Annotated in this window: 12 protein-coding genes; 5 read left to right on the forward strand and 7 right to left on the reverse strand. The window is 70.8% G+C overall.

Going from position 1 to position 12,667, the window contains the following annotated elements:
• Positions 1 to 13: 13 nt before the first annotated feature.
• The gene (locus AB4112_RS09820) at positions 14 to 1,318 is read left to right on the forward strand and encodes a M24 family metallopeptidase (protein WP_309800063.1); all 1,305 of its coding nucleotides are present in this window, start codon (positions 14 to 16) and stop codon (positions 1,316 to 1,318) included.
• A complete protein-coding gene (locus tag AB4112_RS09825) occupies positions 1,315 to 2,313 on the forward strand; it encodes an amidohydrolase family protein (RefSeq protein ID WP_441719044.1) in 999 nt (332 codons plus the stop codon). The genes AB4112_RS09820 and AB4112_RS09825 overlap by 4 nt, the downstream gene beginning before the upstream one ends.
• Positions 2,314 to 2,320: 7 nt before the next feature.
• On the opposite strand, the gene AB4112_RS09830 is transcribed toward AB4112_RS09825, so the two are convergent.
• Both AB4112_RS09830 and AB4112_RS09835 read right to left on the reverse strand, forming a co-directional pair.
• Complete coding sequence (locus tag AB4112_RS09830; protein ID WP_309800058.1) at positions 2,321 to 2,968, reverse strand: SGNH/GDSL hydrolase family protein; 648 nt, start codon at positions 2,966 to 2,968, stop codon at positions 2,321 to 2,323.
• 16 nt (positions 2,969 to 2,984) lie between these two features.
• The gene (locus AB4112_RS09835) at positions 2,985 to 4,490 is read right to left on the reverse strand and encodes a serine hydrolase domain-containing protein (protein ID WP_309800056.1); all 1,506 of its coding nucleotides are present in this window, start codon (positions 4,488 to 4,490) and stop codon (positions 2,985 to 2,987) included.
• A 125-nt stretch (positions 4,491 to 4,615) separates the two neighbouring features.
• Between AB4112_RS09835 and AB4112_RS09840 the strand changes: the two genes are divergently transcribed.
• The 3 genes from AB4112_RS09840 to AB4112_RS09850 all read left to right on the forward strand — a co-directional run bounded on the left by AB4112_RS09840 (position 4,616) and on the right by AB4112_RS09850 (position 7,135).
• Positions 4,616 to 5,521, forward strand: coding sequence for a GntR family transcriptional regulator (locus tag AB4112_RS09840; protein WP_309800054.1), 906 nt, complete (start codon positions 4,616 to 4,618; stop codon positions 5,519 to 5,521).
• 116 nt (positions 5,522 to 5,637) lie between these two features.
• On the forward strand, positions 5,638 to 6,702 hold the full coding sequence (locus tag AB4112_RS09845; protein WP_309800052.1) for an isocitrate/isopropylmalate dehydrogenase family protein: 1,065 nt from the start codon (positions 5,638 to 5,640) through the stop codon (positions 6,700 to 6,702).
• Positions 6,703 to 6,715: 13 nt separating this feature from the next.
• Positions 6,716 to 7,135 (forward strand): cupin domain-containing protein, encoded by a 420-nt coding sequence (locus AB4112_RS09850; RefSeq protein WP_309800050.1) that lies wholly within the window; start codon positions 6,716 to 6,718, stop codon positions 7,133 to 7,135.
• Between the two features lie 31 nt (positions 7,136 to 7,166).
• On the opposite strand, the gene AB4112_RS09855 is transcribed toward AB4112_RS09850, so the two are convergent.
• The 5 genes from AB4112_RS09855 to AB4112_RS09875 form a co-directional block, all read right to left on the reverse strand.
• Positions 7,167 to 8,252, reverse strand: coding sequence for a pyridoxal phosphate-dependent aminotransferase (locus AB4112_RS09855; RefSeq protein WP_441719050.1), 1,086 nt, complete (start codon positions 8,250 to 8,252; stop codon positions 7,167 to 7,169).
• 45 nt (positions 8,253 to 8,297) lie between these two features.
• Positions 8,298 to 9,257 (reverse strand): threonine/serine dehydratase, encoded by a 960-nt coding sequence (locus tag AB4112_RS09860; RefSeq protein WP_441719053.1) that lies wholly within the window; start codon positions 9,255 to 9,257, stop codon positions 8,298 to 8,300.
• The gene (locus tag AB4112_RS09865) at positions 9,254 to 10,081 is read right to left on the reverse strand and encodes a helix-turn-helix transcriptional regulator (protein WP_441719056.1); all 828 of its coding nucleotides are present in this window, start codon (positions 10,079 to 10,081) and stop codon (positions 9,254 to 9,256) included. Before AB4112_RS09865 ends, AB4112_RS09860 begins: the two co-directional genes overlap by 4 nt.
• 19 nt (positions 10,082 to 10,100) lie before the next feature.
• Positions 10,101 to 11,648, reverse strand: a complete 1,548-nt coding sequence (locus tag AB4112_RS09870) for an ABC transporter substrate-binding protein (RefSeq protein WP_441719058.1) — start codon at positions 11,646 to 11,648, stop codon at positions 10,101 to 10,103.
• A 62-nt stretch (positions 11,649 to 11,710) separates the two neighbouring features.
• Positions 11,711 to 12,643: an ornithine cyclodeaminase family protein gene (locus tag AB4112_RS09875; protein ID WP_441719061.1), complete on the reverse strand. Its 933-nt coding sequence runs from the start codon at positions 12,641 to 12,643 to the stop codon at positions 11,711 to 11,713.
• Between the last annotated feature and the right edge of the window lie 24 nt (positions 12,644 to 12,667).

Consider the following 12,667-nt stretch of genomic DNA (forward strand, 5'->3'; position numbering starts at 1 on the left):
GGGAACCATCGCGATGAACCACACCCCCACGCCCCGCGCCGCCCTGCCCTGGGAGGAGCTGCGCACGCGGCTCGACCAGAGCCCCGCCTTCAACGCCATGCGCGGCACGCCCTACTACCGCCACGCCCGCTACGAGCAGTTCTCGCCCCAGGAATACGCCCGCCGCCACACCGCATTGCGCGCCAAGATGCAGGAGCTGGAGCTGGACTGCGTCATCGCCGGCGGCGGCCCCAGCCATTGGAGCTTCGGCGGCGGCATGCTGTGGCTGTCCGGCCATTGGGAATGGCACGCCCTGGCCAACTACGTGGTGTTCCCGCGCGAGGGCGAGCCGACCCTGATCTACTCGATGGGCGGCACCCATATCGAAGCGGTGCGGCGCGAGACCGCCGGCGCCTTGTCCGATGTCCGCCCCAGCCGCAGCGGCAAGTTCGCCGAGGTCATGGTCGAGCGGCTGCGCGAACTCGGCCTGGAGCGCGGCCGCATCGGGCTGATGGAGATCGACCCGCGCCACGGCGACTACATGCCGGTCAACCAGTACAATGTGCTGCGCGAGCAGCTGCCGGAGGCCGAGTTGGTGTTCACCCGGCGGCTAATGCACGAGCTGCTGTCGGTGCACAGCGAGGAGGAGCTGGACTGCATCCGCCATGCCGGCAAGCTGTGCACCCGGGCGATGGAGGCGATCGCCGAGCGGGTGCGGCCGGGCGTGGCCGAATACGAGCTGCGGGCCGCGGCCGGCGCCGCCATCCTGGAAGGCAATGGCGACATCGACTTCCTGATCATCGGCTCGACCCCGATGGCCGACCCGGCGATGGTGTTCGGCAACCCCCGCCCCTCCAGCCGCCGTCTCGAATCCGGCGACATCATCCTGATGGAGCTGGCCGCCGGCTATCGCGGCTACAGCGCCCAGATCGGCCAGCCGATCTGCCTGGGCGAGCCGCCGGCGCAGGTCCGCCGGTTCTGGGATGAGATCGCCGAGCCCGGCTACACCAAGATGGTGGCCGAGATCGGCCCGGGCCGGCCGGTCGAGGCGCTGCGCACCGCCGGCGAGTTCTTCCGCCAGAACGGGGTGCAGTCGCGGCCGATCCATGTCCACGGCATCGACTTCGTCTCGGACGGCCCGCATGTCTATGCCGACCACATCGATGTCGAGCCCTATGAGGCGGTGATGAAGCCCGGCATGGTGATCATGGCCGAGCCCAACCCGATCACCGCCGACGGCACTCTCGGCATGTTCGTCGGCCACACCTTCATCGTCACCGAAAACGGCCGCGAATGCGTCGACACCTGGCCGCTCGAACTCACAATCGTGAAAGCATGACCCGTCTGCGCCCCGGCCCGATCGACACCCACGCCCATATCGTGCCCGAGGGGCTGCTGCGCCGGTTCAAGGCCGGCGAGCGGGCCGGCTTCGCGGTCCAGCGCGGCGCCGATGGCGTCCGCGTCACCCTGGCCGGCAAGGCGGCGCGGGTGCCGCTGGCGCCGGGCATGCACGACATGGCGATCCGCGAGCGGGCGATGGCCGAACAGGGCGTCGCCGCCCAGATCCTGTCGCCCTGGATCGCGCTGTGCGATTGCAGCCTGGGCGAGGCCGACGCGGCGTGGCTGCACAGCGCCGTGAACCTGGAGATCGCGGCGGTGGTGCGGGCCGCGCCGACGCTCTATGCCGGGCTCGGCACCGTGCCGCTGCACAGCCCCGACCTGGCCGTGGCGATGCTGCACGAGGCCGTCACCGATCTCGGCCTCGCCGGCATCGAGATCGCGACCTCGGTCGGCCCGGACCTCTATCTCGACGATCCCTCGCTGGACCCGGTGTGGCAGGCGGCCGAGGCGCTGGGCGCCTTCATCATGGTGCATCCGCCGCTGGAGCCGGCGACCGGGCCGTTCGGCGCCTACTACCTCAACAACCTGATCCAGAACCCGCTGCAGACAACGGTGGCCGGCGCGCGGCTGATCCTGGGCGGCGTGCTGGAGCGGTTCCCGCGGCTGCGCCTGTGCCTGGTGCATGGCGGCGGGCTGCTGCCCTACAATCTCGGCCGCCTGCGCCACGGCCACGAGGTGCGGCCGGAGGCCCGGGCGCGGCTGCAGGGATCGGTCGCGGACTCGTTCCGCCGGCTCTATTTCGACAGCGTCACCCACTCCCCTTCCGCCCTGGCCTTCCTGGTCGGCGAGAGCGCCCCGGGGCATGTGCTGCTGGGCACCGACTACCCCTTCGACATGGCCGACCCGGATCCGGTGCGGACGGTCCGGGACGCCGGCCTGGGTGCCGAGGACGAGGCCTTCATCCTCTCCACCGCCGCCGGCGCCCTGCTCTAGGTCCCGGTCACAGGCCGAGAAGGCCGGCCACGACGGGCACCAGGGCGCTGCCGATGGCCCGGGTGTTCCCGGCATCCAGATGGACGCCGTCGATCGGGGAGGCCACCGCCACGCGCGACACGTCGAAGAAGGCGCAGCCGCAATAGGTCGCGGCGTCCTGGTAGCGCGCCGCCAGCTTCCTGGATTCGGCGATGCTGCGGCCGCCGGCCGGCTGGCGGTCCCCGGCCAGGGTCTCGCCGAACAGCGGCGGGCCGACGATCAGCACCTGCGGCGCGGCGGCGCCCCTGCCATAGGGATAGGTCTTCGCGATCTCGACCAGCCGTTCGATCCCCGCCCCGGCGCCGATGGCGCTGCCGCAGACATGCGGCTTCAGGTCGTTGGCGCCGAGCATGATGATCACGAGGTCGAGCGGGTAATGGCTGCCCAGCAGAGTCGGCAGGATGCGCGCCCCGTTCCGCTCGGCGGCCGCCGCATGGTCGTCGAAGACCGTGGTCCGCCCGCCGAGGCCTTCGGCGATCACCCGGGCCGATCCGCCCAGCCCGGCCTCGAGCACGCTGGGCCAGCGATCCTCGTAACGGTGGCGGCCGCCGCTTTCGGGGTCGGCGCCCCAGGTCAGGCTGTCGCCGAAGGCAAGGATGGTCTTTATCCCGGTCAAAGCGGTCTCCCCGGTCTCACACTGCCCGCCCCAGCAGCGTCGGCCGTTCCAGCGGCCCGGCATTGGTGTTGACCCGGCGGTCCAGCCGGACGTCGCCGTCGCCGAAGGTCACGGTCACGGTGTCACAGAACGCGGTCTCGACGAAGCGCCAGGTCATGACGAAGCGGCGCTCATCCAGCCAGACGCCGCGGGCGACCACCCGCAGCACATCCGGCTGGTATTCGTGATGCAGCAGGTTGCCGGTCATGGTGGTGTCGCCTTCCACGCGATGGCCCAGCCCGGCCGCGATCCGGTGGGTGCCGCGATGGTCGGACAGGGTGAAGACGCAGCGATCCGCCGAGAACGCCAGCGAGATCCCGGACACGCCGTCCTCGTTCGGCTCGAACCGGAAGCGCCGGCCGTCGACCGTGGCCGCCATAGGGGACTGGGCAGCCCCCTCGATCTCGGGCAGCGCCAGGGCGGCGAGCCGGCCCGCCAGCACCGGCTGCACCCGGTCCGCATCCGGCCCCACCGCCCCGAGCGCGGGGAACAGATGCGTCCAGACGGCGGGGAACAGGCGCCGGTCGCCGTTGCGGATCGCCGCCGTGAACACGATCACCGCATCCTGCTCCGGCAGCACCACACACTGCTGGCCGTAGAGTCCGGAGGCGCGATAGCCGCCATGCGGCGCCATCCACCACTGGTAGCCATAGCCTTCGCGCCGCTCGGTGGCCGAGCGTTCGGATGGGTCGCGCGGCCGGAACCGCTTGCCGTCGAGGGCGGCCATCCAGACCTCGTCGACCTGGTTGCGCGTTGCCTCCCGCACCCACTCCGCCGGCAGGATCTGCCGCCCCTCCCACATCCCGCCCTGCAGGTGCAGCACGCCGAACTTGGCGACATCCTCGGTGGTGCAGCTCAAGCCGTTGCCGCCGGTGCTGAGCCCCTCGGGCGAGACGTCCCACCGCACCGGCCCGATGCCGAGCGGCCGGAACAGCCGTGGCTCGAGATAGTCGCGCACGGTCTGGCCGGTCACCCTGGTGACGATGGCGGAGAGCATGTAGCTGGAGGCGCTGCTGTAGATGAAGGTCTGCCCCGGTGCCTCATCCACCGGCTCGCGCAGGAACGCCGCAACCCAGCTGTCCTTCATCTGCCGCCATTCGCCGCCGGAAATGCCGGAGCGGTGGCCGGTGCGCATGGTCAGGAGATCGCGCACCGTCATCGCCGCCAGGTTGGCGCCGACCTCCGCCGGCAGCTGGTCGGGGAAGAAGCCGACCACCTTGTCCTCCAGGGTCAGCAGTCCTTCGCCGATGGCGAGGCCGATCGCAGTCGCGGTCCAGCTCTTGGTGGCGGAATGCTGCATGTGCACCCGGTCGGGGCCATAGGGCTGCCAGAACCCTTCGGCCACCACCGCCCCGGCGCGGAACAGCAGGAAGCTGTGCAGCTCCAGCCCCCCGTCGCGGATCTCGTCGAGGAAGGCCAGGATGCCGGCGGGATCGACGTTCTTCGCGGCCGGCGCCGCGCGCGGCAATCTGATGCTGGTCATCTCTGCTCCGCTCTCCTCGACAGGGTCCGCGCCGTGGCCGCAGCCATGGCAGGATCGGGCCCGCCGGTTGCGCTGCCGCCGCCCGGCGTCATACCCTGGTCCCAGGGCCATAGAATGTTTTTTGGATGACGATGTCCAGAGAAGAGAAGCGGAGCGACCCGGCGACGCGGCTGCAGGAGGACCTGGCCGACCGCATCGTCGCCCTGGCCCGCGCCGACGGCGTCACCCCGGGCCAGCGGCTGTACGAGCAGCCTCTGGCCCAGCGGCTCGGCGTGTCGCGATCGCCGGTCCGGGCCGCGCTCGACGCCCTGGCCGCCCGCGGCATCGTGATCCGGCGACCGCAGCGCGGCGTGGAGCTGGTGGCCCTGCCCGAGGCTGCAGCGACGAACGGAGCCGACGCCGCGGCGGGCGAGGATTTGCTGGTGCTGATCGCGCGCGACCGCGACCGCAGCCTGCTGGAGGACACCGTCTCGGAGACTGAGCTGATGCAACGCTACGGCGTGGCCCGCCCGGTGGTGCGCGCCACGCTGGACCGGCTGGCCGACCTCGACATGGTGCAGCGCAAGCCCGGCTATGGCTGGCGGTTCCTGACCAGCTGGAGCGCCGAGATCCGCCGCGACTCCTATCGCTACCGCATGATCGTCGAGCCCGCGGCGATCCTGGAGCCGGAGTTCCGCCTGGCGCCGGAATGGGCGGCGGAGATGCGGCGGCAGCACCAGCGCATCCTGGCCGCCCCGTGGGAGGAGACCTCCAGCCTCGCCTTCTTCGAGATCAACGCGGCCTTCCATGAGGGCATCGCGGAGGCCTCGGGCAACCGGTTCCTGCTGGAGGCGATCCGCCGCCAGAACCGGATGCGGCGGTTCTCCGTCTACAACTGGAAGCATGGGATCGAGCGGGTCCATGACAACCATGTCGAGCATATGGGAATCCTGGACAGCCTGGAGGACGGGGACGTGCAGCTGGCCGCCCTGCTGATGCGCCGCCATCTCGAACGCGCCAGCCGGCTGAAGCCGTCCTTCGCCCATGATTAATGAATATTGTTGATCAAAATACATAACGGTGCCAGAGAAGGCGCCACGTGACGATGCATGCCCCGGCAGCACGATGCCGACACCGGGCATGGCCCCAAGCTCCCCGTGAGGCGGATATGAAGATCCTGGTCCTTCCCGGCGACGGCATCGGCCCCGAGATCACCACGGCGACGCTGGCCGTGCTGCAGGCGGCCGGCCGGCGCCTGTCGCTCGGCTTCGCCTTCGAACAGCGCGACATCGGCCTGGCGACGCTGAAGACCCGCGGCACCACCCTGCCGGCCGAGGTGATGGCCGCGGTGCCGCAGGCGGACGGCGTCATCCTCGGCCCCGTCTCGCATTACGAGTACCCGGCCCGCGACCAGGGCGGCATCAACCCGTCGGGCGAGCTCCGGACCAGGTTCGAGCTCTATGCCAACATCCGGCCCTGCCGCTCGCGCCCCGACCTCAGCCTGCTGCGCCAGCCGATGGATCTGGTGATCGTGCGTGAGAACACCGAGGGCTTCTATTCCGACCGCAACATGTTCGCCGGCACCGGCGAGTTCATGCCGGACCCCGACATGGCCCTGTCGGTGCGTAAGGTCACCGCCAAGGCGTCGGCCCGCGTCGCCCGGGCGGCCTTCGAGATCGCCCGCGGCCGGCGCCGCAAGGTCACGGCGGTGCACAAGGCCAATGTGCTGAAGCTGTCCGACGGGCTGTTCCTGCGCGAGGTGCGCAAGGTGGCGCAGGACTATCCGGATGTGGCGCTGGAGGAGCTGATCGTCGATGCGGCCGCGGCCCATCTGATCCGCAGCCCCGACCGCTTCGACGTCATCGTCACCACCAACATGTTCGGCGACATTCTGTCCGACGAGGCGTCGGAGCTGTCCGGCAGCCTCGGCCTCGGCGGGTCGATCAATGCCGGCGACGAGTTCTGCGTCGCCCAGGCGCAGCACGGCTCGGCCCCCGACATCCAGGGCCGCGACCTCGCCAACCCGACCTCGCTGATCCTGTCGGCGGCGATGCTGCTGGACTGGCGCGGCCGCAGGGACGGGACTGCGGCGCTGGTCGGGGCCGCCAGGCTGATCGAGGCCGCCGTCGAGGCCGTGCTGGCCACCCCGGAGTCCCGCACCCGCGACATCGGCGGGACCAAGGGCACGGGCGACTTCACCGCGGCGGTGGTCGCCGCGATCGCCGGCCGCTGAACGGAGAACAGCGATGGCCGATGACACCCGCAGCGCCCCGGAAGCCGCGATCCTGCGCCCGGCGGAGATCACCCCGCATGAGCGCGGCGGCGGGGCCAGGACCATCCCGCTGGTCGCCCGGCGCATCGGCTCCACCAGCCTGCTCAACGGCATCACCGAATTCGGCCCGGGCGGCGCCATCCCGCTGCACACGCACAATTGCGAGGAAAGCGTGATGGTGCTGGAGGGCGAAGCGCTGGTGGAGATCGCCGGCATCACCCACCGCATGGGCACCAATGACACCACCTGGGTGCCGGCAGAGGTGCCGCACCGCTTCGTCAACGCCTCCGCCACCGGGCGGCTGCGGATCTTCTGGACATATGCGTCGGTCGACGCGACCCGCACCCTCGTCGCCACCGGCGAGACCCGCCGGATCGACGCCGAACGACGGTGACGGGTCGCGTCGTGTCGCTGCCGCCCCACCCTCACCCGCGCAGCGCGGCCGAGATCGCCTGCAGGCCGGCCTCGAACTCCTCGCCGGTCGGCCAGCCATAGCCGAGCCGGAAGAAGGTGTCGGGCATCTCGAACCAATGGCCGGGGCCGACATAGCAGCCATGGACGTCCAGCAGCCGCCGGTAGAACGCGCCCGCGCCGCCCGGCGGCTCCACCCGCATGCGCGGGAAGCAGACCACGCCGCCCGACGGCGCCACCCAGTCGAGACGGTCCTCCCCCGCGATCCAGTCGGCGACGATGCCGCGCCGGCGCCGCATCTCGGCCAGCGTCGGCTCCAGGATGGCAGCCCGGTTCTGCAGGATCTGCTCCGCGATCCATTCGTCGACCACGCTGCCGCAGATGCTGATCTGCTCCTTGGCGGCCAGGAACACCTCCTGCAGCGCCGGATCGCGGGTGATGATCCAGCCGATCCGGATGCCGGGCACGCCATAGGCCTTCGACAGCGACGACACGCTGATGACATGGGACCCGAGCGACGCCGCCAGCGGTAGGGCGCCGTCGAAAGACAGGTCGCGATAGGTCTCGTCGACCAGCAGGCGGCAGCCGGTGCGGCTGGCCAGGTCGGCCAGGCCGCGCAGTTCCGCCTCGCTGCACATCACCCCGGTCGGGTTGTGCGGGCAGGTCACGCTGATCAGCCTGGTGCGCGGCGTGACCGCGGCGGCGATCGCATCCAGGTCGATGCGGAAACCGTCCTCGAAGCGCAGGTCGATCGTGGTCATGCCGCAGCCGATCGCCCGCGGCGTCTCCAGGTTGGTGGCATAGTTCGGGCGGATCACCACCAGATGGTCGTCCCGGCCGAGCAGCACGGTGGCGATGATGAACAGGGCCCCGGCAGCGCCGCCGGTGATCAGCACGTCATCCGGCTTCAGCCCCTCGCCATCGGCCGCGATCAGGGCGCGCAGCCCCTCGCTGCCGCGATGGGTGCCGTACAGCAGGGTCAGGTCCGGGATCTGCAGGCCCAGGCTGGAGATCGTCCGGTCCGCGACCGAGCTTTCGGAGAGATTATAGCGGATCAGCCCGTAACCGTACTCCTCGGGCGATTCCACCTCGATCGGCATGCGCGCATATCGCATTGAAGAACCTCTGATATCGGGGTCGCCCGCTCAGGCGGCGACCGCCTTGATGAAGGTGTCGAGCGCGATGTTGCGGCCGCACAGCACGACGGCGACCTTGCGCCCGCGCCACGCCTCGGACTGCCGGACCAACCCGGCCAGGGCGACACCGGCCGCCCCCTCCACCATCCAGCGCTCCGCCCCGGCGATCCGCCGCATGGCCTGCGCGATCTCCGCCTCGGTGACGGTCACCCGGTCATCGATCACCGCCTGGCAGATCGGGAAGGTGATCGACCCCGGCTCGACCGCGCCCGCCGTGCCGTCGGACAGGGTGTCGCGCTCCTCGACGTCGATGATTTCGCCGGCCTCCAGCGCGCCCAGCATGGCGGCCGAATTCTCCGGCCACACCCCGACGATCCGGGTCTGCGGCCGGATCTGCTTGATCGCGGTGCCCAGGCCGCCGACCAGCCCGCCGCCGCCGACCGAGACGAACACGGCGTCGAGGTCGGGCGCCTGCTGCATCAGCTCGACCCCCAGGGTCCCCTGCCCGGCCACGATATCGGCATCGTTGTAGGGCGAGACATAGGTCAGCCCCCGCGCGCCCGCATCCCGCCGCGCCGCCAGCTCGGCCGCGATCGGCGGACCGTCGATCACCACCAGCTCGGCGCCCAGGCTGCGGATCGCGTCCATCTTCGAGCGCGCGGCGGAGGCGCCGACATAGACCGTCACGGCAACGCCCGCCAGCGCCCCCGCCCGGGCCAGGGCCTGGCCGTGATTGCCGGTCGAGGCGGTGATCACGCCCTTGCGCCGCTCGGCTTCGGGCAGCGTGTGGATCTTGTTGGTGGCGCCGCGCAGCTTGAAGGACCCGGTCGGCTGCAGGTGGTCCGCCTTCAGCAGCACCTCGCAGCCCAGCGCGTCGGACAGGACCCGACTGCGGTCCAGCGGCGTCACCAGCACCTGGGGCCGGATCGCCTCATGCGCCGCCATGATCCGATCGAACAGGGATGTCATCTCACTCTCCCGCGCAACGTCTGGGCCGCGATGGTGCCGGGCGCCGCGCCGCCGCGCCATCCCTCCAGGGAGGGGGGTGACGTTGTGGCCCGGCACCAGGCGAACAGTTCGGCCAGCGAGCCGATGCCGAGCTTGCGGAAGATCCGCTTGCGGTGGTCCTTGACCGTGTGGCGGCTGATGGCCAGGCGCGCGGCCACGGCGTCGGAGGAGCAGCCGGCCAGCAGCAGCCCGGCGACCTCGCCTTCGCGCGGCGACAGCACGCCGTGGCCGGGCGCCGGCGGCGCGGCCCGTGACAGGGACAGGTGCTTGTCGAATGCCGCCGCGATCGGCGCCTGCAGGTCGTCGAGGGGTCGCAGGTCGCGCAGCGTGGCCGGGCGCGCCCGCCGCTGCCGGTAGAAGCCGAATTCGACGATGCCGTCGCCGACCTCGAGATGCAGGCCGATCTCCTCCAGCCGTTCCGGCCAGCCGATGGTGCGGAAGCCCAGTTCCTCCTCCGGTGCCGGCACCGTGTGGCGGGCGACGGGGCCGCGCCGGGGCGGCGGCCGGCGGGCGAAGTCCCGGGCCCGGAACGCGCCCGCGGCCGGGGGCCGTGCCAGGATCGGGTTGGCGGCATGGGTGACGCGGACATAGGTCTCGATGCCCTGCCGCCCGCCGGCCAGGTCGAAATTGTCGAACAGCAGGGCGGGGCGCCGGCCGCGGCCGTGGATCACGACCGCGGCGAGGTCGAACCCGACCAGCCCGCCGACCGCACCAGCGGCGACCGCCGGGAAGCCCGGATCCCCGATCGCGCCGATGATCTGCGCAAGCGCTCGTGCGGAGGACATCGGCGGCGACCTTTCCGGATTACGGCTTGAACGAGACGCCCCAGGCGCGCGGCGTCCCCAGGGCCCAGCCCTTGTAGCCCACGACATTGGCCCGGGCCGCGCCGGTCCGCACCCCGGAATAGAGGGTGATCATCGCGACGTCGTCACGATACAGCGCCTCCAGCTTGTCGAGCAGCGCCTGCCGCTGCGCGGTGTCGGAGGTCTCCATGCTGGCGGCGAGCAGCTTCGCCGCCTCCGGGTTGTCCCACACCTTGCGCGGCTGCTTGGTCTTGTCGCCCGAGAACATCTCGAAGGACAGCGACGGGTCGAGGCGGGCGGAGAAGCCATGCGACATGATCTGGTAGTTGCCGGCGAGGTAGCGGTCCTGCTGGGTCGCCCAATCGATCACCTCGAGCTCGATGTTCAGCCCGGCCTCCTGCGCCATGGCCTGGGCCAGGATGGCCTGGTCGAACATCGGCTGGTAGCGCTTGTTGGTGATCATCTTGATCGGTCGGCCGTCATAGCCGGCCTCGGCCAGCAGCTGCTTCGCCGCGGGAATGTCGCGCTGGACGAGCGCGGATTGCGGTGCCTTGTGGAAGGCGCTGGGGGGCGGGATCGGCGAGTTGTTCGGCTGCGACTGCCCCGACGTCACCTGGCCGACCAGCTCCTCCATGTCCAGCGACAGCAGGAACGCCTTGCGGATGCGGACATCCGACAGCAGCGAGTCGTTGGTCTGGAACAGGAAGTCGCTGATGTTCATGGTCGGCGACGTGTCGGTCACCAGCTCCGGGTTGGACTGGTACTCCGCCACATCGGCGTTCTCGACGTCGTAGTTCAGGTCGATATCCCCGGTCAGCAGCGCGGCCTTGGCCGTCGATTCATCGGGGATGACCAGGAAGCGGAGCTTGGGGATCGCGACCGTCTTGTTGCCGGTCAGCCCGTCGCGGTCGCCCGGCAGAGACGAATAATGGTCGTTGCGCAGCAATTCGATGTACTGGCCGCGCTTCCATTCGCCCAGCTTGTACGGGGCGGTCGTCACCGGCGTGGCCCATTTCCCGTCCGGGCCCAGCGAACTGCGATGGTAGATGCCGGTGCCGCCGCAATCCGGCCGGGCCAGCGTGCCGAGGAACAGGGCCGACGGCTTCTCCAGGGTGAAGACGACCGTCTTGTCGTCCTTCGCCGTGACATCCGTGACCTTCACCGCGCCGCGGCCGTCGACCTCGGTCAGGCAGCGCCAGCCGGTGTCCGGGTCGGTGTAGCGCTTCCAGTCGAACAGCACGTCGGCGCTGGTGACCGGCTCGCCATTGCTGAATTTCAGGCCGTCGCGCAGCACGAAGGTGTAGGTCCGGCCGTCCGGCGACACGTCGACCGATTTGGCCAGCAGCGGGCCGACCGTCGCATCCTCCTTGAACGCCACCAGCCCCTCAAACAGATGGGTCTGCACCAGGTCGGTGTTGCCGTCCCGGTTGGTTCCGGGGTCGAGCGAGCGGATGTCGGCGTTGAGCCGGACCAGCAGCGTGTCGCCGCCGGCCAAAGCCGGCGTGGCCGCGAGGCAGGCCGCCAAAATGGTCCGTACGATCGCTTTCATCGGAGACCCCCCGTGTTTGTCTTGGTTGTCGCACCGGCGGGCCGCGTTCAGGCCCGCATGACCTATGCCTCTGCGTCCGGCCGCAGGCCGCGCCACACCACCTTGGCGATCTCGGCGTCCTGCACCGCGACGCCGGTCAGGTCGGCCACGACGATGTCGTCTGGCCGGAAGGCGACCGGCGATGCCAGCAGGGTGCCGAGCTCGACCAGCGCCGCCGCATCGACCAGCCCGGCGCGCACGGCCCATCCGGCCTCGCCGTGATCCACGCATTGGGCGCGGGAATCGACGATGATCCGGGCGCGGCCCAGGATCGCGGCCTCCAGCTCCTGCTTGCCCGGGCTGTCGGCACCCAGCGCCACGATCCGGGCGCCAGGGCGGATCATGGCGTCGGTCAGCAGCGGCGCCGTCGCCGGGGTGGTGGTCACGATCAGGTCGGCGCGGGTGCACAGCGCGGGCAGGCCGACGGCCTGGCCGCCCAGCTCCGCCGCCAGGGCCTCGGCGCGATCGCCGTTGCGCGCCCAGACCAGCACGGTGCGCAGGCCGAGGACCCGGGCGATCAGTTGCGCCTGCAGCCGCGCCTGGATGCCGGCACCGACGATGCCGAGCGTGGCGGAACCGGGCCGGGCGATCGCCCGGGCGGCGATGGCGCCGGCCATGGCGGTGCGCCGGTCGGTCAACTGGCCCTTGTCGTGCAGCACCGCCAGGATCTCGCCGGTCTCGGCGCTGACCACCGCCATGAAGCCGTTGCTGGAGGACAGGCCGCGTTCGGAATTGCGGTAGAAGCTGGTGGCCAGCTTGACCACGAACACGTCGTCGCCGGCGATATGCGCGCCCTTGACGTGGCAGTCGCCCGGCGGGGCGGTGAAGCCGAGATGGCCGACCGCGGTGACCTCGACCTCGCCGGCGGAATAACGGCGGAACCCCGCCTCCACCGCCGCCAGGGCCGCGTCCTCGTCGAGGGCCGCCAGGATCTCCGGAAGTTCCACCACCCTCATGCCGCGATCCTCGCTTCCGTGCCG

The sequence above is a fragment of the Inquilinus sp. 2KB_23 genome (assembly GCF_052115705.1).
GTDB classification, from domain to species: Bacteria; Pseudomonadota; Alphaproteobacteria; order DSM-16000; family Inquilinaceae; genus Inquilinus; species Inquilinus ginsengisoli_A.